Annotated in this window: 25 protein-coding genes and 1 tRNA gene; 13 read left to right on the plus strand and 13 right to left on the minus strand. The window is 73.8% G+C overall.

Annotated elements, in window-relative coordinates:
* Positions 1-23: 23 nt before the first annotated feature.
* From A6V29_RS07535 to dnaK, 5 genes are read right to left on the minus strand one after another with little or no spacing between them, the layout of a single operon-like run.
* Positions 24-506: a MarR family winged helix-turn-helix transcriptional regulator gene (locus A6V29_RS07535; protein WP_137159727.1), complete on the minus strand. Its 483-nt coding sequence runs from the start codon at positions 504-506 to the stop codon at positions 24-26.
* Positions 503-946 carry a heat shock protein transcriptional repressor HspR gene (locus A6V29_RS07540; protein ID WP_137159728.1) on the minus strand — a complete coding sequence of 148 codons (444 nt, stop codon included), beginning with the start codon at positions 944-946 and terminating at the stop codon, positions 503-505. The genes A6V29_RS07535 and A6V29_RS07540 overlap by 4 nt, the downstream gene beginning before the upstream one ends.
* Entirely contained in the window at positions 943-2,157 is a 1,215-nt protein-coding gene (gene dnaJ / locus A6V29_RS07545; RefSeq protein WP_137159729.1) for a molecular chaperone DnaJ, read from the minus strand. The genes A6V29_RS07540 and dnaJ overlap by 4 nt, the downstream gene beginning before the upstream one ends.
* Before the next feature lie 18 nt (positions 2,158-2,175).
* Positions 2,176-2,856 (minus strand): nucleotide exchange factor GrpE, encoded by a 681-nt coding sequence (gene grpE, locus A6V29_RS07550; RefSeq protein WP_137159730.1) that lies wholly within the window; start codon positions 2,854-2,856, stop codon positions 2,176-2,178.
* The gene (gene dnaK / locus A6V29_RS07555) at positions 2,853-4,715 is read right to left on the minus strand and encodes a molecular chaperone DnaK (RefSeq protein ID WP_137159731.1); all 1,863 of its coding nucleotides are present in this window, start codon (positions 4,713-4,715) and stop codon (positions 2,853-2,855) included. Before dnaK ends, grpE begins: the two co-directional genes overlap by 4 nt.
* A 294-nt stretch (positions 4,716-5,009) precedes the next feature.
* On the opposite strand from dnaK, the gene A6V29_RS07560 reads away from it, so the two are divergent.
* The 3 genes from A6V29_RS07560 (at position 5,010) to A6V29_RS07570 (ending at position 10,013) form a co-directional block, all read left to right on the plus strand.
* Entirely contained in the window at positions 5,010-6,008 is a 999-nt protein-coding gene (locus A6V29_RS07560) for a type IV toxin-antitoxin system AbiEi family antitoxin domain-containing protein (protein WP_137159732.1), read from the plus strand.
* A gap of 311 nt (positions 6,009-6,319) precedes the next feature.
* Positions 6,320-8,617, plus strand: coding sequence for a (Fe-S)-binding protein (locus A6V29_RS07565; RefSeq protein WP_137159733.1), 2,298 nt, complete (start codon positions 6,320-6,322; stop codon positions 8,615-8,617).
* Positions 8,618-8,696: 79 nt separating this feature from the next.
* Positions 8,697-10,013, plus strand: coding sequence for an MFS transporter (locus tag A6V29_RS07570; RefSeq protein ID WP_249933092.1), 1,317 nt, complete (start codon positions 8,697-8,699; stop codon positions 10,011-10,013).
* Here A6V29_RS07570 and dcd read toward each other — a convergent pair.
* The gene (dcd, locus tag A6V29_RS07575; RefSeq protein ID WP_137159735.1) at positions 9,982-10,569 is read right to left on the minus strand and encodes a dCTP deaminase; all 588 of its coding nucleotides are present in this window, start codon (positions 10,567-10,569) and stop codon (positions 9,982-9,984) included. The two genes, A6V29_RS07570 and dcd, sit on opposite strands and share 32 nt — an antisense overlap.
* A 257-nt stretch (positions 10,570-10,826) precedes the next feature.
* Here dcd and A6V29_RS07580 point away from each other — a divergent pair, with 257 nt between their 5' ends.
* From A6V29_RS07580 to A6V29_RS07595, 4 genes are all read left to right on the plus strand, one after another.
* A complete protein-coding gene (locus tag A6V29_RS07580) occupies positions 10,827-11,402 on the plus strand; it encodes a PAS domain-containing protein (RefSeq protein WP_137159736.1) in 576 nt (191 codons plus the stop codon).
* A gap of 1 nt (position 11,403) precedes the next feature.
* A complete protein-coding gene (locus tag A6V29_RS21885) occupies positions 11,404-12,360 on the plus strand; it encodes a methyl-accepting chemotaxis protein (RefSeq protein ID WP_137159737.1) in 957 nt (318 codons plus the stop codon).
* A 50-nt stretch (positions 12,361-12,410) separates the two neighbouring features.
* Entirely contained in the window at positions 12,411-13,664 is a 1,254-nt protein-coding gene (locus tag A6V29_RS07590; protein ID WP_137159738.1) for a phosphotransferase, read from the plus strand.
* 97 nt (positions 13,665-13,761) lie between these two features.
* A complete protein-coding gene (locus tag A6V29_RS07595) occupies positions 13,762-14,085 on the plus strand; it encodes a hypothetical protein (protein WP_137159739.1) in 324 nt (107 codons plus the stop codon).
* Between the two features lie 138 nt (positions 14,086-14,223).
* Here A6V29_RS07595 and A6V29_RS07600 read toward each other — a convergent pair whose 3' ends face one another.
* From A6V29_RS07600 to A6V29_RS07610, 3 genes are read right to left on the minus strand one after another with little or no spacing between them, the layout of a single operon-like run.
* Positions 14,224-14,886: a response regulator transcription factor gene (locus A6V29_RS07600; protein ID WP_137159740.1), complete on the minus strand. Its 663-nt coding sequence runs from the start codon at positions 14,884-14,886 to the stop codon at positions 14,224-14,226.
* Positions 14,883-16,343, minus strand: a complete 1,461-nt coding sequence (locus A6V29_RS07605; RefSeq protein ID WP_212719110.1) for a sensor histidine kinase — start codon at positions 16,341-16,343, stop codon at positions 14,883-14,885. The genes A6V29_RS07600 and A6V29_RS07605 overlap by 4 nt, the downstream gene beginning before the upstream one ends.
* Positions 16,336-16,611 carry a hypothetical protein gene (locus A6V29_RS07610; protein WP_137159742.1) on the minus strand — a complete coding sequence of 92 codons (276 nt, stop codon included), beginning with the start codon at positions 16,609-16,611 and terminating at the stop codon, positions 16,336-16,338. Before A6V29_RS07610 ends, A6V29_RS07605 begins: the two co-directional genes overlap by 8 nt.
* Positions 16,612-16,781: 170 nt before the next feature.
* Between A6V29_RS07610 and A6V29_RS07615 the strand changes: the two genes are divergently transcribed.
* From A6V29_RS07615 to A6V29_RS07625, 3 genes are all read left to right on the plus strand, one after another.
* A tRNA-Gly gene (locus A6V29_RS07615) sits at positions 16,782-16,855 on the plus strand.
* Between the two features lie 156 nt (positions 16,856-17,011).
* Positions 17,012-17,467 (plus strand): universal stress protein, encoded by a 456-nt coding sequence (locus tag A6V29_RS07620; RefSeq protein ID WP_170977741.1) that lies wholly within the window; start codon positions 17,012-17,014, stop codon positions 17,465-17,467.
* A 39-nt stretch (positions 17,468-17,506) separates the two neighbouring features.
* On the plus strand, positions 17,507-19,150 hold the full coding sequence (locus A6V29_RS07625) for a sensor histidine kinase (RefSeq protein WP_137159744.1): 1,644 nt from the start codon (positions 17,507-17,509) through the stop codon (positions 19,148-19,150).
* Positions 19,151-19,159: 9 nt separating this feature from the next.
* Here the strand turns inward: A6V29_RS07625 and A6V29_RS07630 are convergent, their stop codons facing one another.
* From A6V29_RS07630 to A6V29_RS07645, 4 genes are all read right to left on the minus strand, one after another.
* Positions 19,160-19,813 carry a response regulator transcription factor gene (locus A6V29_RS07630; RefSeq protein ID WP_249933093.1) on the minus strand — a complete coding sequence of 218 codons (654 nt, stop codon included), beginning with the start codon at positions 19,811-19,813 and terminating at the stop codon, positions 19,160-19,162.
* 47 nt (positions 19,814-19,860) lie between these two features.
* On the minus strand, positions 19,861-20,889 hold the full coding sequence (locus A6V29_RS07635) for a type III polyketide synthase (protein ID WP_137159745.1): 1,029 nt from the start codon (positions 20,887-20,889) through the stop codon (positions 19,861-19,863).
* A gap of 72 nt (positions 20,890-20,961) precedes the next feature.
* Entirely contained in the window at positions 20,962-21,669 is a 708-nt protein-coding gene (locus tag A6V29_RS07640) for a methyltransferase domain-containing protein (protein WP_137159746.1), read from the minus strand.
* 5 nt (positions 21,670-21,674) lie between these two features.
* Positions 21,675-22,019: a DUF3140 domain-containing protein gene (locus tag A6V29_RS07645; RefSeq protein ID WP_137159747.1), complete on the minus strand. Its 345-nt coding sequence runs from the start codon at positions 22,017-22,019 to the stop codon at positions 21,675-21,677.
* A gap of 101 nt (positions 22,020-22,120) precedes the next feature.
* On the opposite strand from A6V29_RS07645, the gene A6V29_RS22130 reads away from it, so the two are divergent.
* From A6V29_RS22130 to A6V29_RS07655, 3 genes are all read left to right on the plus strand, one after another.
* On the plus strand, positions 22,121-23,260 hold the full coding sequence (locus A6V29_RS22130) for a ribokinase (protein WP_249933094.1): 1,140 nt from the start codon (positions 22,121-22,123) through the stop codon (positions 23,258-23,260).
* Positions 23,261-23,352: 92 nt separating this feature from the next.
* Positions 23,353-23,490, plus strand: coding sequence for a hypothetical protein (locus tag A6V29_RS20710; RefSeq protein WP_170977742.1), 138 nt, complete (start codon positions 23,353-23,355; stop codon positions 23,488-23,490).
* Between the two features lie 195 nt (positions 23,491-23,685).
* The gene (locus A6V29_RS07655) at positions 23,686-24,309 is read left to right on the plus strand and encodes a TetR/AcrR family transcriptional regulator (RefSeq protein ID WP_249933095.1); all 624 of its coding nucleotides are present in this window, start codon (positions 23,686-23,688) and stop codon (positions 24,307-24,309) included.
* Positions 24,310-24,321: the final 12 nt, after the last annotated feature.

Below are 24,321 nucleotides of genomic sequence, written 5' to 3' on the forward strand. Positions count from 1 at the left end.
CCGCATCACGCCGCCCGACTCCGTCAGCCCTCGGCGTCGTCCTCCCGGTCCTCCTGCGCGCGGGCCTCGCCGATGCGGTTCAGCCGGTGCAGCAGATCGGCCAGGGTCGCGACGTCCTGGGCCGGCCAGTGCCCGAGGTCGCTCTCCCAGCGCTCCCGGCGGGCGTCGCGGATCAGCGCCAGCCGAGCCGCGCCCTCGGCCGACGGGGTCAGCACCTGCGCGCGCCCGTCCTCCGGGTCGGCGGTGCGGTCGACCAGACCGAGCCCGACCAGGTTCGCCACCTGGCGGCTCACCGTGCTCTTGTCCAGGCCCAGGCGGGCGACCAGGTCGCTGGCCCGCAGCGGCCCGGCGTCCTGCAGCAGGGCGAGCAGGCCGTACGCCGCGCCGTCGAGGTCCGGGTGCAGCTGACCGGCCAGCCGCGCGGAGAGCGCACGCGAGCGACGCAGGAGGAGACCGATCTCGCGCTCGAGGGCCACGAAGGCCTCGTGCGCGTCGACCTCGCTCACCGACCACCTCGCGGACGCCACACGACCAGCGCCGCGCTCGGCCGCCGCAGCGGCGCCAGGTCCGTGCGGTACGCGGGTGGGACCGCGGCCTCGGCGGCCATCCGGCGGTGCTCGCTGCGCTCGAGCTCGTCGAGCAGTTCGTGCACCCGCGCCTGCAGCGCCTCCACCTGCGACTCGAGCTCGATGATCCGCTTGATGCCGGCGAGGTTGACGCCGTCCTCCTGCGAGAGCCGCTGCACCTCGCGGAGCAGCGCGACGTCGCGCGGGCTGTAGCGGCGCCCGCCGCCGGGGGTCCGGCCCGGGCTCACCAGCCCGAGCCGGTCGTACTGCCGCAGGGTCTGCGCGTGCATCCCGGCGAGCTCGGCCGCCACGGAGATCACGAAGACGGGGGCGTCCTCGGCCACCTGGCGGGCGGCTCCGGGATCGACGGCGCCGGTCATGTCTCACCTCCGGGTCGGATCGCCGCGGTGATCTGCGGGCGTGGGTCCTCGTCCATCTCCTCGGCCAGGTTCTCGATGACCTTGCGCTGGGCCGGCGTGAGCCGCACCGGGACGGCGACCTCGAGGGTGACCAGCAGGTCGCCCTTGCGTCCCTTGCCCGGCACGCCGCGCCCGCGCACGCGGAGCGTCCGGCCGCTCGCCGTACCGGGCGGCACCTTGAGCGACACGGTGCCGTCCAGCGTGGGCACCGTGACGGTCGTGCCGAGTGCCGCCTCGGCGAACGAGATCGGCACGGTGAGCGTCAGGTCGTCGTCCTTGCGGCCGAACAGCGGGTGCTCGGCGACGTGGACGACGACGAACAGGTCACCCGCCGGGCCGCCGCGGCGCCCGGGCGCGCCCTTGCCGGCCAGCCGGATGCGCTGGCCGTCCTTGACGCCGGGCGGGATCCGGACGGTGATGGTCCTGGTCTGGCTGGTGATGCCGCTGCCCGAGCAGGTCGGGCAGGGGTCATCGATGACCGAACCGGTGCCGCGGCAGTTGCGGCACGGCTCGGAGAACGCGAACGCCCCCTGGCTGCGGCTGGTGACGCCGGCGCCCTGGCAGACCGGGCAGGTGTGCGGGCTGGTGCCCGGCTTCGCGCCGCTGCCCTTGCAGGTGGGACAGCTGCCCGGGCTCTGCATGCGCAGCGGCACGGTCACCCCGAGGACCGCCTCCTCGAAGGAGAGCGTCGCCTCGGTCTCGACGTCCTGACCCCGCGCCGGGCCGGACGCCGCCTGACTCCGGGCCCGCGGGCCGGCACCGCCGCCGAAGAGCCCGCCGAGGATGTCGCCGAGCCCGCCGGCGCCGCGGGGACCGGGACCGGCGGTACCGGTCCCGGCCGCCCCGCCGAAGAGGTCGCCGAAGTCGAAGGTCTGCCCACCACCGGGGAAGCCGCCGCCGCCCGGGAAGCCGGCGCGGGCGCCGGCGCCCCCGGCCCCGAACAGCCGGCGAGCCTCGTCGTACTCGCTCCGCCGCTTCGGGTCCGACAGCACGTCGTAGGCCTCGGAGACGTCCTTGAAGCGCGCCTCGGCCTGGGTGTTGCCCGGGTTCTTGTCCGGGTGCAGCTCCTGGGCCAGCTTGCGGTAGGCCTTCTTGATCGCGTTCGCGTCGGCGTCCTGGGAGACGCCCAACGCGGCGTAGTAGTCCTTCTCGATGAAGTCCCGGGTGCTCATCGGGCGCCTCCCTCCGGATCAGTCGGACGCCGGAGCGCTCGGTTCGTCGGCGGCAGGGGCCGCCGGGGCCGGGTGCTCCGGATCGGTGACGGCGACCATCGCCGTCCGCAGCACGCGGTCGCCGCGGCGGAAACCCTGCCGCAGGACCGTCGTCGCCGTCGGCACCGCCACCTCGGCCGAGGTGTCGTGCATGACGGCCTCGTGCACCTCCGGGTCGAACTCGTCACCGGCCTTGCCGAACGCCTCCACCCCCAGGCCGTCGAGCAGGCCCAGGATGCGGTCGGCCACCAGCTTGAACCCGCCGGTCAGCTCGTCGTGGTCCCGCGCGCGCTCGATGTCGTCGACGATCGGGAACAGCTGGGCGGCGAACCGCTCCGCCGCCTGGTCGACCATCAGTGCCCGGTCGCGGTCGACCCGACGCCGGTAGTTGGCGTACTCGGCCGTGACCCGCTGCAGGTCCTCGGTCCGCTCGGCCAGCTGCTGGGCGAGGTCTCCCCCTCCGGCGGCCGGCGCCACCGGGACCTCCGGCTGCTCCTCCACGGGCATCTGCTGCTCGCTCATCTGCTCCCCTGCGACGGTCGGGTGCGGCGGGGCGCCGGCCGGCTGCTCGCCGACCGGCGCCCGCACCTCACCGGTGCTCGGGTCGATGCGCCGCTTGTCGCGGATCACGACCCGCGGCTGCTCCTCCCCCGGATTCATCGGCGATCGGTGTCCTCGTCCACGATCTCGGCGTCGACGACGTCGTCGTCAGCGGACGTGGCGCCCGACCCGTCGCCCGCCTCGCCGGCCGGGGCGCCTTCGGCGCCCGCCGCCTCGGCCTGCTGGGCGTACAGCGCACCGCCGACCTCCTGGGACACGCGGGCGACCTTCTCCTGCGCGGACTTGATCGCCGCGACGTCGGAGCCGCCCAGCGCGCTGCGCAGCTCGGTCAGGGCCTCGCCGAGCTCGTCCTTCTTGTCGGCCGGGATCTTGTCGCCGTTCTCGGCCAGGAACTTCTCGGTCTGGTACTGCAGCGACTCCGCCAGGTTCCGGGTCTCGGCCTCCTCGCGGCGCTTCTTGTCCTCCTCAGCGTGCGCCTCGGCGTCCTTCATCATCCGCTCGATGTCGTCCTTCGGGAGGGCCGAGCCGCCGGTGATGGTCATCGACTGCTCCTTGCCCGTGCCGAGGTCCTTGGCCGACACGTGCACGATGCCGTTGGCGTCGATGTCGAAGGCCACCTCGATCTGCGGGACGCCGCGCGGCGCCGGGGGCAGACCGGTCAGCTCGAACATGCCGAGCTTCTTGTTGTAGGCGGCCATCTCGCGCTCGCCCTGGAAGACCTGGATCTGCACCGACGGCTGGTTGTCGTCCGCCGTCGTGAAGATCTCGGAGCGCTTGGTCGGGATCGTGGTGTTGCGCTCGATGAGCTTGGTCATGATCCCGCCCTTGGTCTCGATGCCCAGCGACAGCGGGGTCACGTCGAGCAGCAGGACGTCCTTGACCTCACCGCGCAGGACACCGGCCTGCAGGGCGGCGCCGACGGCGACGACCTCGTCGGGGTTGACGCCCTTGTTGGGCTCCTTGCCGCCGGTCATCTCCTTGACCAGGTCGGTCACGGCCGGCATGCGGGTGGAGCCACCGACGAGGACGACGTGGTCGATCTTGTCGATCGAGATGCCGGCGTCCCGGACCGCCTGGTTGAACGGCGCGCGGGCACGGTCGAGGAGGTCCTGGGTCATCCGCTGGAACTCGGCGCGGGTGATGGTCACGTCGAGGTGCAGCGGGCCCTCGGCGCCGGCGGTGATGTAGGGCAGGTTGACGTTGGTCGACTGCGCGCCGGACAGCTCGATCTTGGCCTTCTCGGCGGCCTCGCGGAGCCGCTGCATGGCCAGCTTGTCCTTGGACAGGTCGATGCCGTTCGAGGCGTTGAAGGTCTTGACCAGGTGGTCGACGATCTTCTGGTCCCAGTCGTCACCACCGAGGTGGTTGTCACCGGCGGTGGCCTTCACCTCGATGACGCCGTCGCCGATCTCGAGCAGCGAGACGTCGAAGGTGCCGCCACCGAGGTCGAAGACGAGGATCGTCTGCTCGGTCTCGCCCTTGTCCAGGCCGTAGGCCAGCGCGGCCGCGGTCGGCTCGTTGACGATGCGCAGCACGTTCAGGCCGGCGATCTCCCCGGCCTCCTTGGTGGCCTGGCGCTGGGAGTCCTCGAAGTACGCGGGCACGGTGATGACGGCGTCGGTCACCGGCTCGCCGAGATAGGTCTCGGCGTCCCGCTTGAGCTTCTGCAGGACGCGGGCGCTGATCTCCTGCGGGGTGTAGCGCTTGCCGTCGATCTCCGGCGACTTCCAGTCGGTGCCCATCTCGCGCTTGACGCTGCGGATGGTCCGGTCGACGTTGGTGACGGCCTGGTTCTTGGCCGACTGGCCGACGAGGACCTCGCCGTTCTTGGCGAAGGCGACCACCGACGGGGTGGTGCGCGAGCCCTCGGAGTTGGCGATGACCGTCGGCTCGCCGCCCTCGAGGACGGTGACGACGGAGTTGGTGGTGCCGAGGTCGATACCGACCGCTCGAGCCATGGGGATGACCTCTCTTCCGTGTGCGAGGTTGGTGCAGGTCTGGAGGTGCAGCCGAGCCGACACCATCTTGCGCCGAGTCCGCTCAACTTTCCTGCCCACCCTAACGGCAGGATGCGCGGTCGTGTTCCCGGGTGCACGACGTCGTCGCCCCGCTGGGCTCGGAGCCACCGCGCAGCAGTGCAGCCGCGGCACACGCCGGCTCTGGCTGCCGCACGGCGGCTCCGGGTGCGCCGTCGTCCACAGGCGACGACGCCGACCCGGCCCCGGGGAGCCGATCCGGTCGAGACTTCCGCGGTGCACCCGCTCCTGCGCGCCGCCGCCGACCGCAGGCTCGGCGTCTTCACCGCGATCGACGCCCGCCGCGCCGGCTACGACCACGCGGAGATCCGCCGCCTCTGCACCTCCGGCCGCTGGACGCGGTTGCGCCGGGGGATCTACATCGCCGCCGACGACCTGGCGCGGGCCGCGGACCCGGCCGCCCGGCACCGGCTGGAGTGCCTCGCCGTCCTGCTGCACCTCGGGCGGCCGCGGGCCGCGCTGAGCCACGGCACTGCGGCGAGGATCCGCGACATCCCCGTTCCCCGTGCTCTCGGGCCGACCATCCGCCTCACCGACCCGGACCGGTGGCGTCGCGGGGACGACTTCCTGATGTCGCGGGCTCCGCTGCGGCCCGGCGAGGTCGTCACCCGCGGGCCGCTCCGGCTCACCTCCGTGGCCCGGACGCTGGTCGACTGCGCCCGCGAGTGGCCGCTCGAGGACGCCGTGATCGCGATGGACGCGGCCCTCCTCGGGGAGCTGGTGTCCGTCGAGGAGCTGGTACAGGCGGCGGAGGCGGCCACCACCTGGCCCGGCGCCCGGAGCGCGGCGCGAGCCGTGGCACTGGCCGACGGGCGGGCCGAGTCGGTGCTGGAGACCCGGGGTCGGCTCCGCATCCTCGGCGCGGGGCTGCCCGCTCCTCAGCTGCAGGTGGAGATCTGGGCGGACGGCCGGATGGTCGCCGTCGTCGACGCCTGGTTCGAGGACTCCGCCGTCGCCGTGGAATTCGACGGTCGGATCAAGAACACCGACCCCTGGCGCGGCCGCACGCCCGAGCGGGTTCTGTGGGAGGAGAAGCGCCGCGAGGACGCACTGCGAGCCCTCGACGTCCGGGTGGTGCGCGTCGCCGACGACGACCTCGGTTCCCGCTGTGCGGCGGTCGAGCAGCGGCTGGGACAGCTGGTGACGTCCCCGGGGCCGGCGACCCGGCGGTTCACCACCCGCCCGCGGGTGCGGGGCGTCCGGCGCAGCGGGTGACGGCGGACGGCGGCTGTGCGAGAGCCACCGTGCATCACCGGAGCCGCCGCGCACGGTGGCTTCGAGGCCCGCACGGCGGCTCCGGTCGATCACGATCCGACCGGTGGCCGGATCGTGATCGTCGAGCCCGAGTAGCCTTCGGGCGCGCCCGCTATCGTGCGATCCGTGCGAGCACGCCGTGCCCGCATGCGTTCCGCGCGCCGGTCCCCCGACCGGCGCGGACGACGGCGCGTGCACCGAACAGAGCTTCGCCGTCGCCGTACGGCGCACGGGAGTCAACCGACGCCGGCAGGCGTGCGGGGGAGGAAAACATGACGGGCCCGCTGCAGATCGTCCTGGGGACGATCAGCGTCCTGTTCCTGATCGTCGCCTCGGTGATGGCCTACCGCGCGGTGCGGGCGATGGTGCGGATCATCCGCACCGGCCAGCCCGACGGCACCCGGTGGGGACCGGTCAAGACCCGCCTGAAGACGACGGCCATCGAGTCGCTGGGTCACACCCGGATGCTCAAGTGGTCGAGCATCGGCGTCGCCCACTGGTTCGTCTTCGTGGGCTTCTACGGCCTGTTCCTCACCCTGGTCGAGGCCTTCGGCGAGGTCTGGAACCCGGAGTTCTCCCTGCCGCTCATCGGCGAGTGGGCGGTCTGGAACCTGTTCGCCGACATCATCGGCACCGGCACGATCCTCGGGATCATCTACCTGATCATCCGGCGTCAGCGCGACCACCCGCGGTCGCAGGGCCGCAAGAGCCGCTTCGCCGGCACCAACCAGGGCCGCGGCTACTTCGTCGAGGCGATCGTCCTCGGCGTCGGCATCTGCATCCTGCTGATCCGCGCGCTGAAGGTCTCCTCCGACCTCACCGACGCCCCCGGCTGGTCGCACCCGATCTCCGGCCTGGTCGCCAACGTGCTGCCCGACAGCCCCGACCTGCTCACCGTGGTCGCGTTCGTCAAGATCGCCATCTCGCTGACCTGGCTCGTCGTCATCAGCCGGATCCTGAACATGGGTGTCGCCTGGCACCGGTTCAGCGCGTTCCTGAACATCTACGCCAAGCGCAACGCCGACGGCGCCCCCGCGCTCGGCCCGCTGCTGCCCATGACCAGCGGTGGCAAGCCGATCGACTTCGAGGACCCGGGCGAGGACGACATCTTCGGCCGCGGCAAGATCGAGGACTTCACCTGGAAGGGGATGCTGGACTTCACCACCTGCACCGAGTGCGGGCGGTGCCAGAGCCAGTGCCCGGCGTGGAACACGGGCAAGCCGCTCAGCCCGAAGATGGTGATCATGGACCTCCGCGATCACCTCTACGCGAAGGCTCCCTACCTCCTCGGCGAGAAGACGGCGTCGGAGACGGCGCCGGACTACGACGTCCTCAAGCCGAGCGACGAGCAGGTCTGGGCCAGCGGCTACGCCCGCATCGAGGGCACCAACGACGCCCAGGCGCACCGCCCCCTGGTCGGCACCCTCGAGGAGGGCGGGGTCATCGACCCCGACGTCCTGTGGTCCTGCACCAACTGTGGCGCCTGCGTCGAGCAGTGCCCGGTGGACATCGAGCACATCGACCACATCGACGACATGCGCCGCTACCAGGTGCTCATCGAGTCGAACTTCCCGTCCGAGGCCGGCGTCATGCTGAACAACCTCGAGAAGCGCGGGAACCCGTGGGGCATGGGCGGCAGCGTCCGCACCGACTGGATCAAGGAGCTCGACTTCGAGGTCCGCATGGCCGACGGCCCGCTGCCCCACGAGGTCGAGTACCTGTTCTGGGTCGGCTGCGCCGGCGCCGTCGACGACCGGGCCAAGAAGGTCACCAAGGCCGTCGCGGAGCTGCTGCACACCGCGGGCGTCGAGTTCGCCGTCCTCGGCGACGGCGAGACCTGCTCCGGGGACCCGGCCCGGCGCCTCGGCAACGAGTTCGTGTTCCAGCAGCTGGCCATGGAGAACGTCGAGACCCTCAACGGCGTCTTCGAGGGCCGGGTGCCCGGCACCCGCAAGATCGTGGCCACCTGCCCGCACTGCTTCAACTCGCTGGGCAAGGAGTACCCGCAGGTGGGCGGCGAGTACGAGGTCATCCACCACACCCAGCTGCTCGGTCAGCTGATCGAGGAGGGCCGGCTCACCCCCGTCACCCCGATCGACCGCAAGGTGACCTACCACGACCCGTGCTTCCTGGGCCGGCACAACAAGGTCTACACGCCCCCGCGGGAGATCCTCGAGTCCGTCCAGGGCCTGTCCACGCAGGAGATGCACCGCTGCAAGGACCGCGGCTTCTGCTGCGGCGCAGGCGGTGCCCGCATGTGGATGGAGGAGAAGATCGGCAAGCGGATCAACGTCGAGCGCACCGAGGAGGCGCTCGAGCTCGATCCCGACGTCATCTCCACCGCGTGCCCGTTCTGCATCACGATGCTCTCCGACGCGCTCACCGCCAAGAAGCAGAACGGCGAGGCCGCCGAGCACGTCGAGGTCCTCGACGTCAGCCAGATCCTGCTGCGCTCGATGCAGCCGGTGGCGGCGGGCGCGCAGGGCGCGAGCCAGGGTGCCGACGTCGGCACCAAGGCCGACGACGTCGTCGGCCTGGACTCCGCCGCGACGGAGCACGACCCCACCTGACGAACCACGACGGCGGCGCCCGTTCCCCGGCCCGGGGGACGGGCGCCGTCGTCGTCCCGGGATGGGGGACCATTCCTGGGTGACCCGCACCGCCCCGGCGCCCGCTGCCCGCACCACCCGGCGCCCCCTGGTGCTCATCGCGATCGCGATCGTCCTCACCGCCCTCAACCTGCGGACGGCGATCACGAGCGTCGGTCCGGTGCTGGAGGAGATCGAGCAGGGCCTGGGCATCTCCAGCGGCCTGGCCGGGGTGATCACCACCATGCCGGTGCTGTGCTTCGCCCTGATCGGCTTCACCGCGCCGGCGCTGTCGGCGCGCTACCGGGACGCCCACGTGCTGGCCGGGGCGCTGCTGGCCATGGCCGCGGGGTTGGCCCTGCGCAGCGCCGCGGCCGGCTTCCCGCTGTTCCTCGCCGGCACCGCGCTGGCGATGGTCGGCGGCGCGCTGGGCAACGTGCTCCTCCCCAGCCTGGTCAAGCGCTACTTCCCGACCCGGACCGGTGCCCTCGTGGGCGCCTACAGCACCGCGATGGGGCTGGGTGGCGCGCTGGCCGCGGTCGGGTCGCAGCCCCTCGCCGAGGCGACCGGGAGCTGGCGCTGGGCGCTGGTGGTGTGGGCGGTCCCGGCGGTCGTGGCCGCCGCGGTCTGGCTGTCGCTGCCCACGTCGTCGGGCGCGTCGCGACAGAGCCACACCGCCGTCCGCATGCGCTCGCTCGTGCACAGCCCGACGGCGATCGCGCTCGCCCTCTTCTTCGGCGCGCAGGCGCTGCAGGCCTACGTCGTCATCGGCTGGTCGGCCCAGTACCTGCGCGACTCGGGGCTGTCCGCGGCGACGGCGGGTCTCCTGCTCGGGCTGAACTCCCTGGTGGGGCTGCCGCTGAGCGCGGTGATCCCGTCGCTCACCGTGCGCCCCCGGCTGCAGCGGCCCCTGCTGCTCACCTTCGTGGCGAGCTACGTCGTCGGGTGGTGCGGCCTCTGGCAGGCGCCGACCACCGCGCCCTGGCTGTGGATGACCCTGATCGCCGTCGGCATGGGCACCTTCTCGATGGTGCTCGCCCTCATCGGGCTGCGGGCGCGGACGCCGGAGACCGTCGCCGCGCTGTCGACGACGACCCAGTCGTTCGGGTACGTGATCGCCGGCGCCGGCCCCCTGCTGGTGGGCGTGCTGCGCGGGATCACCGGCGGCTACACCGGCATGTTCGTGGTCGTGCTCACCGCCGTCGGCGTGCTCGCCGTCGCCGGGTGGATTGCGACCCGGCAGGTCTACGTCGACGACGAGGTGGACCGGTCCGTCCCGGGCTGGTCACCGGCGAGCCGGCGCGACGACGTCGTCGATCCGGCGGGCGCCGAGCCGCCCGTCGTCGTCAGGACGGACGCCGCGTCTCCGCGCGGGTGAAGTTGCGGTACGCCCGCGACGGCGTCGGCCCGCGCTGGTCCTGGTAGCGGGAGCCGTAGATCGCCGACCCGTACGGGTGCTCCGCCGGGCTGGTCAGCCGGAACATGCACAGCTGGCCGATCTTCATGCCCGGCCACAGCGTGATCGGCAGGTTGGCCACGTTGGACAGCTCGAGGGTGATGTGCCCCGAGAAGCCGGGGTCGACGAAGCCCGCCGTCGAGTGGGTGAGCAGGCCCAGCCGGCCCAGTGAGCTCTTGCCCTCCAGGCGGGCGGCCAGGTCGTCGGGGAGACTGATGACCTCGAGCGTGGAGCCGAGCACGAACTCGCCCGGGTGCAGCACGAACGGCTCGTCGCCCTCGGGCTCGACGGGGGTGGTGAGGTCGTCCTGCTGCTTCGCGGGGTCGATGTGGGTGTACCGCGAGTTGTTGAAGACCCGGAAGTACCGATCGAGGCGGACATCGATGCTCGACGGCTGCACCAGACCGGGGTCGTAGGGATCGATGCCGAGGCGTCCCTCGGCGATCGCGGCCGTGATGTCGCGGTCGCTCAGCAGCATGGCGCGGAGTCTAGGGAACCGGTTCCGGCACTCCGGCGGGTGAATCCGCGTCCCCGCCCCTCAAGCACCGCCCGGATCACGTCGTTGGGAGGTCTGCGGGCGGCTCGTCCCCGTCGCCATCCCCCCGAGCCCCGCGCCCCCGAGCCCCGCGCCCCGTCCGACTTCCCCGTGCGGACGGGGCGCGGTGTCCTGCGTCACCTCCCGTTGCGGTCCGCGGCTGCCGATGACCTCCGGAGAGGATCCGGCAGGGGAGGAACGTGCTCGACACCAGGCCCGCGCCCGCGGTACGCGGCGCTCACCGCTCCATCCGGCCGACGGGCGTGGAGCGCACCTTCGGCCGCGACGAGCTGATCGTGTCCAAGACCGACCTCCGCGGCGTGATCACCTACGCCAACGACGTGTTCCTGCGGGTCAGCGGCTACGCCATGGCCGAGATCATCGGCCAGCCGCACAACCTCATCCGCCATCCCGACATGCCGCGCGCCGTCTTCCAGCTGCTGTGGGACACCCTCGCCGCGCGCCGGGAGCTGTTCGCGTACGTGAACAACCTGGCGGCCGACGGCAGCCACTACTGGGTGCTCGCCCACATGACGCCGTCCTTCGGCCCCGACGGCTCGGTCACCGGCTACCACTCCAGCCGCCGCAAGCCTTCACCGCGCGCCGTCGACGCGATCCGTCCGCTCTACGAGCGGCTGCTCGCCGAGGAGCGCCGCCACCCGACCGCCCGCGCCGCCGTCGCCGCGTCGTCCCAGCTGCTGACCGAGCTCGTCGACGAGCACGGCGGCTCCTACGACGAGCTCGTCTGGTCGGTCATCAACACCGAGGAGCGCTGAGATGGCCATCCTGGGCAAGCGCACCAGCGGCCGCACCGACGCCGACGAGCTCGCGATCTACCGGGCGTTCGTCCGCCAGCTGACCGAGACCTGCGAGGCGGCCGCCCGCGGCGATCTCGAGGCCCGCAGCCGGCCCTCGCCCGAGATCGAGGGGATGGCCGAGCTGCACGCCCTCCACCACGCGCTCAACCGCGTGCTCGACGTCTCCGACGCCTTCGTCCGGGAGTCCTCGGCCGCGCTGGCCTCGGCCGCCGAGGGGCGGTTCCACCGCCGGCTGCTCGAGGGCGGGCTGCTGGGTGCGTTCCGCAAGAGCGCCAGCGACATCAACGACGCGCGCGACGCCATGCAGGCGACGGCCGGACGGGTCACCGAGGCGCAGACCTCCCGGCTGCAGCTGGCCGACGAGTTCGAGTCGGTCGTCCTGGCGATGTCCGAGCAGGTGGCGACGGCGTCCACCGAGATGAGCGCGTCCGCCGCGGGCCTCACCAGCGCGGCCGGAGCCGCGACGACCGAGGTCGGCACCGCCCAGGAGACGATCTCGTCGCTGACGCAGTCCTCGGCGGAGATCAAGGACATCATCGCGATGATCGACGCCATCGCCGCCCAGACCCGGCTGCTGGCGCTCAACGCGACGATCGAGGCCGCCCGGGCCGGTGAAGCCGGCAAGGGGTTCGCCGTCGTGGCGTCGGAGGTCAAGGACCTGGCCGACCAGACCGGCCGCGCGACCGAGCGCGTCACCGCGCAGGTCGAGCAGATCCGCGAGGCCTCCGAGGCCGTCGCCGCCGGCATGAGCACGGTCGGGACGACGGTCGGCGAGATGAACGGCCTGGTCGACGGGATCGCGACGGCTGTCGACGGCTCCTCCGACGTGGACGGCACCGCGCCGATGGGCCTGTCCCAGATGGCCGAACGGCTGCGGACCGAGGCGATCGCCTTCCTGGAGCAGATGCGCCGCTGACCCGCCGGCGTTCTCATCCCCGTGTCATCCGGCACCTCTAGCGTGACCGGATGCCCTCCTCCGTGCTCGACCCACCGGCGCCGCCGGAGCTGCGCCGGCAGTGGCCCCCGGCGCTCCGCCTGCTGCTGGGCGAGGAGGCCACCGGCCTCTGGGACGCCGTCCTCGCGACGGCGGGCGGCCGGCTCGCCCGGCTGCGCCCCATGGGCACCGCCGTGCAGCCCCGGGGCAGCGCCACGGTGCGCTACACCGCCGAGGTCGAGTGGGCGGACGGACGGCGAACCCGCGAGTCGCTCGCGGCCGTGACCGGCGCGCGGATCCCCGACGGCGCGACGGTGCTCGAGGGGCGGAGCGGCGACGACGACGACGTGACCGTCGGGGTCTGGCGGTGGCCGCTGGACCCGGCGCTGCCGGCGCTCGCCTGGGCGAGCCGGGCCGCGGGCGCGACCGAACGCCTCGCCGAGCTCGGGATCGCCGAGGGGCCGCTGCGGATGCGGCTGCGCTCCTACCGGCCGGGCCGACGCGCCGTGGTCGAGGCACGGTCCGCGGCCGGCTCGACCTATCTCAAGGTAGTCCGGCCGGTGGCGGTCCACCGCCTCGTCGAGCGGCACGCCGTCCTGGACGGCGCGGTGCCGGTGCCACCGGTGCTGGGATCGACCGCCGACGGCGTGGTGGTCCTGCCGGGCCTGCCCGGGACGTCGATGCGCGACCTGGTCGCGGGCGACGGCGCGGGCCTCCCCGACGCGGCCACGCTCGACGCGCTCCTCGACGCCCTGCCGGCAGCCGCGGCCGCCGTGACGCCGGTGGGCCGGAGCCGGCCGGGCGACGCGCTGGGCCGCGTGCCGGACCACGCGACGGTCCTCGGGCTCGTGCTGCCGGAGCTGCGGCCGCGGCTCGACCGCTTGCGGGAGCTGCTCGCGGCCGCGGAGCCGGGCGAGCACCCCGAGGTGCCCGTGCACGGCGACTTCTACGAAGCCCAGGTGCTCGTCGACGCCGGCGCCGTCGTGGGGCTGCTCGACGTGGACACCGTCGGCCGCGGCCACCGGATCGACGACTGGGCCACCCTCCTCGGCCACCTCGTGCTGCTCGAGGCGATCCTGCCGGCGCCGGCCACCGCGCGCCGCTACGGCGCCGAGCTGCTGGAGGCGGCGCTGCGCCGCTGGCCCGCCACCCAGCTGCGTCCCCGGATCGCCGCCGTCCTGCTCGGGCTGGCCACCGGGCCCTTCCGGGTGCTCCAGGCGAACTGGGCGACCGCGACCGTGGAGCGTGTGGCGCTGGCCGAGCGCTGGGCGGCGCCCGGAGGCTGATGAGAGAGCCCTCATCGAGTTCTCCCCGAGGCCTCACCTCCGGAGGACAACCTGGAGTCGAGCCCGAAGAGGACCACCGACTCGAGGAGTGATCGAGATGAGCAATCGCCCCGCCACCTGGAAGATCGTGACCTTCGGTGTCGCGCTGACCGGACTGGGCGCCGCCGGTGTCGGCGTCGCAGCCGCCGGTGCCGACAGCGACACCTCCCTGCCGGACGGCGTCTCCGTGTCGGCGGCGCCCGTCGATGCGCCGGCCGATGCGCCCGCCGACGGCCCCGTCGACGCCTCGCCGGAGAGCGCCGACTCCCCGCAGGAGAGCCCGTTCGACAGCCCGGACGGCTCGCCGGACGACATCGACGACCCGGACTCGCCCGACTCGCCGCAGTCCCCTGACTCGACCGACTCCCCCGATGACGCCTGACCGGCTGACCGCCTGACCGGCTGACCGGTTGATCTGCTGACCGGCCCGGAATCCCCGCTCCCGGGGTGTTCCTCCCGCTCCGGGGTCCCACCGGACCCCGGAACGGGGGGCGCACCTCGGGAGTCGTCGTCTAGGGGGTCAGTCCTCCACGAGGCGGTAGCCCATCCCCCGCACCGTCTCGATGCGGTCGGCGCCGATCTTCTTGCGGAGGTACCGCACGTAGACGTCGACGACGTTGGAGCCCGGATCGAAGTCGTAGCCCCACACGTGGCTGAGCAGTTGCTCGCGGGCGAGCACCTGGCCCGGGTGCCGCAGGAACGTCTCGGCCAGCGCGAACTCGCGGGCGGACAGGTCGACGGTGGTCTCGCCGACCCGCGCGCGCCGGGTGCGCAGGTCCAGGGACAGGTCGCCGGCGGTGAGCACCGTCGGCTCGGTCGTGCGGTCGGTGGCCAGCCGGAGCCGCACGCGGGCCAGCAGCTCCTCGAACCGGAACGGCTTGGGCATGTAGTCGTCGGCCCCGCCCTCGAGCCCGGCCACGGTGTCCTGCACGCTGTCCCGCGCGGTCAGGATGATCACCGGGATGGTCACCCGCCGCTCGCGCAGCCGGCGCAGCACCTCGAAGCCGTCGATGACCGGCAGGCCGATGTCCAGCACGAGCAGGTCGAACTCGCCCCCGGAGGCCTGGGCCAGCGCCGTCCCGCCGTCGGTGGCCACGGCGGTCGAGAAGCCGTTGGCCCGCAGCCCCTTCTCGATGAACGACGCGATCCTCGGCTCGTCCTCGGCGATCAGCACGCGGCTCATGCGTCCTCCTCGGGTTCCGGCTCGTGCAGCTGCTCGTCCGCGGGCAGCACGACGGTGAAGGTGGCGCCGCTGCCCGGGCGGGTGTCCAGCAGAACGCGCCCGCCGTGCGCCGCCACGATGGCCTGGACGATGGAGAGCCCCAGCCCGGCGCCGTCGGACCTGCGTGCCCCCGCGGCGCCCCGGGCGAAGCGCTCGAAGACGCGGGCACGGTCCTGCTCCGCGATCCCTGGGCCCGAGTCGGCGACCCAGATCCGCAGCTCTCCGCCGGAGATCTGGCTGCCGAGCGCGATCTGGTCCCCCGGGGCGGTGTAGCGCGCCGCGTTGTCCGCCAGCGCGAGCACCGCCTGGGTGATCCGCTGCGGGTCCAGGCGGACGTCGGCGCGCGCGACGGTCTCGAGCACCCACTCGCGCTCCCCGAGCCCGCGGGCCTTGCCGAACACCTCGGTCGTGAGCGCCGCGACGTCGACGGGTTGCGGGCGCACGAACTCGGGCTGCTCCGCCTTGGCCAGCAGCAGCAGGTCGCTGACCAACCGGTTCATCCGACCCAGCTCGTCGTCGACCAGCGCGGCGGTCTCCCGGACGTCCACGGGGTCGTCGGGGTCGAGGACGTCGAGGTGGCCGCGCACGATGGTGATCGGCGTACGCAGCTCGTGCCCCGCGTCGTCGAGGAAGCGACGCTGGGCCGCCACACCGCGCTCCACCCGGTCCAGCATGGCGTTGACGGTGGCCGCGAGCTCGGTCAGCTCGTCCCCCGGCCGCCCCTCGATCGGGATCCGGCCGGAGAGGTCGGTCTCGGTGATGCCCTGGGCGGTCGCGACCACACCGCGCACCGGGGCCAGCACCCGGCCGGCCACGACCCAGGCGCCGGCCGCCGCCAGGAGCATCGTCCCGGCGCCGACGGCCAGCATCAGCTGCGCCGTCTCGTTCGCGCTCTCGCGCTCCTGGTCGGCGAAGTAGGCGACGACGGCGACCCCCTGCGAGGGATCGCCCTCCAGCGCGACGGGGACGGCGAGGTAGCGCACCTCCCCGGCAGCGCTGTCGTACGTGCCCGCCTGCGTCTCGGTGACCGAGCCGACCAGCTCGGTGAACCTCGTGTCCTCGCTGAGCAGCACCGGCGCCTCGATCCGGCTCTGGAAGCGGTACACCCCGTCCACGTAGCCGAGGAACTTCTCGTTCGGACGGGCCAGGTTGTAGGTGATCACGGTCTGGAGGACGTCGCCGACCGAGGCGAAGGGCTCGCCGGTGTCGGGGTCGACGGCGGACGACGCGATCTGGGTGAACTCCTCGACCTCGGCCCGCAGCGCGGTGTCCATGCGCTCGTCGACGCTCCGGACCAGCAGCCGCCAGGTGACCAGCGTGACCAGGCCGAGCGCCAGCAGCACGAGCAGCAGGACCCAGCCGATGATCCGGGTGCGCGCGGCCCGGGGCGCCCACCGGAAGCGGCGGCGCTCAGTCATCGTCGTCGTCCGGGTCGTCGTCGTCCGGGTCGTCGTCATCGTCGTCGTCGAGCGGCGGCGGCGGGACGACGTCCGTGGGGACCGGTGGCGGCGGCAGGGGATCGACGGTGCCCGGCGCGGAGGGTGCGGACGTCCGCTCGGGCACGGTGATCGGCGCCGGGACGCCGCGGCCGGCCGGATCCACCGGGCGCAGCAGCAACCACGTCGCCGCAACGACGGCGAGCACGCCGACGGCGACGGCGATAAGCAGCAGGAGGCGGGCACGCACGCGCCCACCCTGCACCCCGCCAGTGTCCGGCGGGTGAGAGGCGGATGAGAGCGCTCTCATGGAGCGGCGCCGGTGTCCCCGCCCCGGAGGGGCCCGTGTAGTCTCTCCCCGGACCGCCCGACCCGGCGCCGGACAGCGATGGACGGCAAAACCGCAGGTCAGGCGCGTACGCGGGTGTAGTTCAATGGTAGAACATCAGCTTCCCAAGCTGACAGTGCGGGTTCGATTCCCGTCACCCGCTCCAGACGGGCCGGCTCCCCGCCTCGTAGATGCGATCCGTGGCGGTTCCGCGACGAGGTGCGAGCGCCGCGCGCCGGGCAGCGCGATGCCCCGCCCTCCCGCGGCGGATCCGGGCCCTTGGCCCCTGGGGATACCGGTCCGAACGCGTCACTATTCGGTCATGACCTCGTACGCGGCCGTCGGTGCCGAGAGCCCGCAGGTGGTGTCGATGACACCGCGGCGGCGCGCTCCGTGGCTGCTGGTGGAGGTGGACGGCTCCCCGGAGGCCCAGCGTGCGCTCGTCTGGGCGCTGCGCGAGGCCGCGCGACGGGAGGCCGTCGTGGTGGCCGTCGGCGTCCTGCCCTGCGCGGACCGGGACCCGGCCCAGCCGACGCGGCTTCCGGCGACGGCCCTGGACACGGCCCACGAGCAGTTGGACGCCGCCCTCTGCCGAGCGATCGCCGAGACCGGCGTGCACGGCCGCTCGCGCACGGCGGTGCTGGAGCGGCCGGTCTTCGACGCCCTGTCCGCGGCCACGCACGGCTCCGATCTCGTCGTGGTGGGCGCCGACGGCAAGCGCCTGCTCCGCCCGGCACTCCCCCGCCCGTCCCACCGCCGCATCGCCCGTGGCGCGTGACCGTAGGGCCGTGACCCCGCCCGACGGAGCGCCGCGCCGGTGACCGGCGCCCACCAGGACGGCCCCGAGCTGGCGGCGGCTGTGCTCGCCGCGACGACCGGCGGCCAGCTGGACTCCACGCTGGGGGAGATCCTCCGCGCCGCCGTCAGCCACGTGGACGCCGCGTACGGCGCGCTCGGGATCCTCAGCTGCGACGGCGCCCGGCTGGAGCGGTTCGTCGTCGAAGGCATGACCGAGGAGACCCACGAGAGGATCGGCCGGCTCCCCACCGGCCAGGGCGTGCTCAGCGTGCTGGTCAGCGAGCCGAGCGAGCTGCGGCTCGACGACCTCACCGCCCACCCGGCGCACCGCGGGTTCCCCGAGGGGCATCCGCCGATGCACTCGTTCCTGGGCGTCCCGGTCCGCGTCGGCGACACGGTCTTCGGCCACCTCTACCTGACCGAGAAACGGACGGGCAGCGGCTTCACCGAGGCCGACGCCGAGATCGCACGAGCGCTGGCCGCGGTGGCCGGGCTCGCGATCGACAACGCCCGGCTGCTGGAGCGGGCCGAGCGACGACGCGCCTGGGCGCAGGCCGGCACCGAGACCTCGAACGCGCTGCTCTCCGGCGTCGAGCCCGACCAGGTGCTCGACACCGCGGCCGGCCGGCTGGCCGAGCTGTGCGGAGCGGAGATCGCCGCGGTGCTCGTGCCGATGCCCGGTGACGACGACTCGCTCTGGGTGGAGGCCGCGGTGGGCCCGAGCGCGTCGGACACCGAGGGGGTGCGGATCCCACTCGTCGGCGGCCGGCTGTGGGAGGCGCACCGGACCGGCGTCCCCGCGCTCCTCTCGGACTTCGCGCTCGACGTCCCGGAGGGCTATCCGCCCGGCCTGCTGGGCGACATCTCGGGTGACTACGGCCCGGCCGTGCTGATCCCGGTCGGCGGCCCGCCGGCCCAGGGGACCATCGCCCTCGCGCGACGCCGGGAGTCCGGCACCTTCCCGCCCGACGTCCTCGAGCTCGCCTCGGCCTTCGCCGGCCAGGCGACCGTCGCCCTGGAACTGGTCCGCAGCCAGGAGCGGGAGCGCCGGCTGCAGCGGCAGGCCGACCGGGAGCGCATCGCCCGCGATCTGCACGACCACGTCGTGCAGCGGATCTTCGCCACGGCGCTGGCCGTGGACCGGATCGCCCGGTCCCTGGAGTCCGAGGCTCCCGAGGTCGCCGCCCGGCTGGCCGAGCGGGTGGACGAGCTCGACGGCACCATCGCGCGCATCCGCACGTCGATCTTCGAGCTGCAGCACGAGGACACCGCCTCGGGCGGCGTGCGGGCCCGGCTCGCCGAGGTCGTGCGCTCGGTCGTCGACGGGCACGGCCTGCACCCGGACCTGCGCGTGGCCGGCGAGGTCGAGGACCTCCCCGCCGATCTCGTCCCCGACCTCGTTGCGGCTGTGCGCGAGCTGGTCACCAACGTCCTGCGGCACGCCGGCGCGTCCCGGGTGACGATCTCCGTGACGGCCACCGACGCGCTCCGCGCACGGGTCACCGACGACGGCGGCGGGCTGCCCGCGATCACCGTCCGCAGCGGTCTGGCCAACCTCGCCGACCGGGCGGCACGTCGCGGCGGGCGCCTCGCGGTGGACAGCGGCCCGTCGGGGACCGATGTCGAGTGGTCCGTGCCCCTGCCCGGGACACCCCCCGGCTGACCCCGCTACTCAGTCGTCGCCCCGGTCACGCAGTTGCGTCGCCAGGATCGCCGCCTGCGTCCGCCGCTCCAGGCCGAGCTTGGCCAGCAGGTGGCTGGTGTAGTTCTTGACGGTCTTCTCCGCCAGGCCCATCCGCATGCCGATCTGCCGGTTGGTGAGGCCCTCGCCGATCAGCCGGAGGACCGTGTGCTCCTGATCGGTGAGCCGCTCCAGCCGGTCGGCGCCCACCAGGCCCGGCTGGCGGGCCCGCGGGCCGGCGGGGATGTCCTCCAGCAGCGTGCCGCCGGTGGCGACGGTGACGACGGCGGACACCAGGGCGGGGCCGCGCACCCGCTTGAGCACGAATCCGGTGGCCCCCGCCCGCACGGCGGCGTCCCGGGCGTCGGCGTCGGAGTAGCTGGTGAGCACGAGGCACGGCAGACCCGGCAGGAGCGCCCGGAGCGAGCGGCACAGCGAGGCGCCGTCCCCGTCCGGCAGCCGCATGTCGAGCACGACCACGTCGGGTCGGACGGCCGGCACCCGGGCGAGCGCGTCGGCGACCGATCCCGCCTCCCCGGCCACGACCAGCCGGGGATCGTCCTCGAGCACCTCCGCCACGCCCCGGCGGACCACCTCGTGGTCGTCGACGAGGAACACCCTGATCCGTCTGCCCTCGTCCGCCACCTGCCACCTCCGCAGCCCTGTGATCCGGATCACAGAGAGTAGGGGGGTCAGGCCGGGAGCAACAATGCTGCGTACAACGTGAGCCCCGGTCCGAAGGCCATGGCCACGACCGGCCCGTCGACGTCGGCCATCTCCTGGAGCACCAGCAGCACCGTCGCCGACGAGCAGTTGCCGTGCTCGGCGAGCACCCGGCGGGAGGCCGCGACCTGCTCCTCGGCCAGCCCGAGCTCGTCGCGGACGACGTCGATGATGCGGGGTCCCCCGGGATGGATCGCCCAGCCGGCGACGTCCTCGACGCGCAGGCCGGCGCCGACGAGGAGCTCGTCGACCACGTCGCCGACGTGGCGGGACAGGACGTCGGGCACCCGCGGGGACAGCCCCATCCGGAACCCGAGGTCGGTGACGTCCCAGGTCATGTGGTCGGCGGTGGAGGGGTCGGTGCGGGCGACGACGCCCGCCAGCCGCCGGCCCCGTCCGGCTCGGGGCTCCAGCACGACGGCCGCCGCGGCGTCGGAGAACAGCGCGTGCGCGACGACCTGCTCGAGGTCCCGCTGGGCCGGTTGCACGTGCAGGCTGGTCAGCTCGCAGCACAGCAGCACCGCCGGCCGGGACCTGGCGGTGACGAAGTCACCGACGGCGGCCAGCCCGGGGATCGCCGCGTAGCAGCCCATGTGGCCGACCAGCAGCCGCTGCAGGCCCGGCGGCATGCCCAGGTCGCTGGCCAGCCGGATGTCCAGCCCCGGCGTCGCGTACCCGGTGCAGGTGGCGACGGCGAACAGCCCGACGTCGCCGGGTGCCAGGCCGGCAGCGTCGAGCGCCCCGGCCACGGCCTGCTTGCCGAGCGGCAGCGCCTCCTGCACGTAGCGCTGCATCCGCGCCCCCGTGCCCCAGCCGCTGAGGTCCTCGTCCATCGGGTTGGCCACGGCATGCCGCCGGCGCACCCCGGCGCCGAGGAAGATCCGCTCGGCGGCGCGGACGCCCGCGTAGTGGCGGGCGAAGAACCCGTCCCAGGCGGCCTGCTGGTCCAGCGTGGTCGGGAAGGCCGAGCCCGCACCGGTGACGACCGCCGCCGTCACCCGCGCCGCTCCGCGGTCGCCCTGCTCGGGATCATGTTCCGACGGTACGTGCGCGGGCGGGCCGTCGCCCGCTCACCGCTTGCGCCCGTAGCCGGCGAAGACGACGGCGGTCGAGCGGATCGGCTTCATGCGGACCATGGACCGCCGTCCCAGGCGCCAGGCCACCGCGTCGCGCAGCGAGGGCCGCAGGCCGACCAGTTCCAGGTCGAGCCCGAGCCGGTCCGCGGCTGCCAGGAGCTGCGCGCGGTCGACGAAGAGCGCCGGGTCGTGCAGGTTCTTCGGCGGCCCGCCGGGCAACCGCTCGAGCAGGTGGACGTTGATCAGCACGGAGAGCCGGCCGGCGGCCAGCGCGTCGATGACGAGCGTGCCCCCGGGCTTGAGCAGGCGCGCGCACTCGGCGAGGACGCCGGCGTGGTCGGCGACGTGCTCGAGGATCTCCCCCGCGACCACGACGTCCGCGCACCCGTCGGCCAGCGGCACCTCCAGGACCGAGCCCAGGACCGGCAGCACCCCGTGGTCCCGGGCGAGCACCAGCCCGCTGAGCCCGATGTCCACCCCGACGTGCCGGTACCCGAGCCGGTCGACGTGCGGGCCCATGAGCCCGCCGCCGCAGGCGAGGTCGACCAGCACGGCATCCGGGGACGGCGCCGGCGGGATGCGCTCGGCCCGCGAGGCCGCCAGCCAGTGCAGCGCGGCGAACTCGCCGTCGTGCCGCCACCAGTGGTCGGCCAGCTGGTCGTACTGCGCCGGGTCGTTGCGGGGGAGGGACGTCGACGGCACGCGGGTCAGCCGCCCTTCTTCAGGGGATCGTGGCCCCAGTTCATCAGGGAGTAGCGCCACGTCGACGTCGCGACGTCCTCCTTCGCCGGCTCCTGCGCCAGGTGCCGCTGCACGTAGCCGTGCACCTTCCGCATGTGCGCGAGGTCGTCGCCGGTGAGGTCGCCCTTCGCCGTGCGCAGCAGGTCGACGATCCGCCGTCCCGACGCGTGCCCGGTGGACTCGCCGTCGCCGTCCTTCTGCCCGACCGCCTGCGACTCGTCGGTGTCGAGCCACGTCTCGAGCTCGGCGGGCGTCATGTTCACCGCCTCGGCGAACTCGCGCCGGATGGTGTCGGGGTCGTCGTGCGCCATCGGTCCTCCGCTCGCGTCGTCGTCTCCGGTACCGCTCCCCGAGGAGGCGGAAACCGCCGTCTGGTACTGCTGGGAACCCGCATCCGCCTGGGAGGTCCCGCGTGTCCGTCACCGTCGTCGGCAGCATCAACGAGGACGTGCTCGTCACCGTCGGCCGGCTCCCGGCCCGCGGCGAGACGGTGATCGGCCGGTCGTCCGTCCGGGCTCCCGGGGGCAAGGGCGCGAACCAGGCGGCGGCCGCCGGGCTGCTCGGGCCGGGCGTGCACATGGTCGGCCGCGTCGGCGAGGACCCGGCGGGTGACCGGCAGCTCGCCGCGCTCGCCGGGGCGCGGGTGAACGTCAGCCGCGTGCACCGGACCGGCGGGTCCGCGACGGGAGCCGCGACCATCACGGTCGAGGAGGGCACCGGCGAGAACGTCGTCGTGGTGGTGCCCGGCGCCAACGACGCCCTCACCGCGTCCGACGTCGACGTCGAGCCCGTGCACCGCGCCGACGTGCTCCTCCTGCAGCTGGAGGTGCCGCTCGAGACGGTCCGGGCGGCGGCCGCGGCGGCCGGCGGCACCGTCGTCCTCACCCCCGCTCCGCCCCGGGACCTGCCCGACGAGCTCCTGGCCGAGGTCGACGTGCTCGTCCCCAACGAGCACGAGCTGGTGCAGCTCGCCGGCGCCCGCGCCGGGGAGCGGCCCCCCGCCGAGCTCGCCGCGCTGGCCCGTGACCTCCGCGGTCCGGTCGTGGTGGTGACCCTCGGCGCCCGCGGTGCGCTGCTGGTGGGCCGGGACGGTGCGCCGGATCTGCTCCAGGCGCGCCGCCGGTCGACGTCGTCGACACCACCGGCGCCGGGGACTGCTTCACCGGGGCGCTGGCCCAGGCGCTGGCCCGCCGGGAGGACCTCGCCGCCGCGGTGCGCTACGCCGTCGCCGCGGCCGCCCTGTCCACGACCGGCCAGGGGGCGCGGGGCGCGCTGCCCGACGACGACGACGTCCGCGCGGTGCTCGACCGGCTGCCGGCGCCCGTCGAGCTGGGGTGACGGTTTCCCCCGGGTGGGGGCGGGCACAGCCCCGGCGACAGCGCCATCCCGAGGAGGACCCACCATGACCCAGCCCGACCGCGCATCCGACGTCGACCAGCCGGACGGCGGGGCGCCGTCCCGGGAGGCCGACGGCACCGGCCGGACGCCGCATCCCGACGAGCCGGCGGAGGGCGCCGACCGCGGGCAGGGCGCCGACACCCCGGGCGGCTGACCGGCGGCACGTGACCGAGATCTCCCTGCTCCATGCGGTGCAATCGGCCACCTTCGGTTTCTGCGCGAGCACTCGGAGGGCAGTCTGGTTCCATGACCGACGAGCCGCGCGAGACCCGTCCCACCCACTCCTCGCCGGAGACCTCCGCCGACGAGCCCCGGGACGCAGGCACCACTGCCGTCACCGTCGCCCGGATGCTGGCCAACCCGCGCCGGGTCCGTCGCGCCTGAGGAAGGACCACCCTTCCCCCACGCCTCGCACGCTCGCCGCGGGCCCCTGGAGGGGGCCGAGGTGACGCGGGGTCACCACATCGGCCTCAGTTCTCCATCCCGTCCCGTTCGACTCGTGGTCAACTCGTCACTCAGAGCGATCAAGGTCGGCGTGCCGCGAACTGATCCGTCACGTGCTCGGGCACGATTCCCCGCGTGACCGCCGCCATGTCCCTCGCCGCCGACGACCTCTCGTTGCCCGTGCGTCGTAGCCGCGCCGAGCGCCAGACGATCGTCCTGGACACCGCCGACCGGCTGTTCTCGAGCCGCAGCTCGCGCAGCGTCGGGATGGACGAGCTGGTCCGGGAGACCGGCCTGGGCAAGATGACGGTCTACCGGCTCTTCAAGAGCAAGGACGACCTCGTCGGGGCCTATCTCGCCCGCAAGGCGGCCACCGTGCTCGGCTTCATCGACGCCGAGCTCGCCCGGCTGGACGGCGACCCGCGTGCGGCGCTGCTCTCGGTCGTGGACGCCGTGGAGCGCGATGTCACCCGCGTGGGCTTCCGGGGCTGCCCGTTCAACAACGTCAGCAGCGAGTACGACGACCCGCAGCACCCCGCCCGCAGCGCGGCGGCGGACTACAAGTTCGAGCTCTACAGCAGGCTGGAGCGGCTGGCCGAGGACGTCGTCCCCGGCGGCGGCGAGGACCTCGCGGCCCAGCTGCACCTGATCATCGACGGCATGTACCTGTCCGGCGGGCTGCTGGGCCCGGACGGGCCGGCCGCGCACGGGCGGCAGCTGGCGGAGAAGCTCATCGACGCGGCGATCGCCCGCGCCTGACAGTGAGGATGT

Origin of the sequence: Blastococcus sp. CCUG 61487 (assembly GCF_005222955.1) — a bacterium.
Lineage (GTDB): Bacteria > Actinomycetota > Actinomycetes > Mycobacteriales > Geodermatophilaceae > Blastococcus.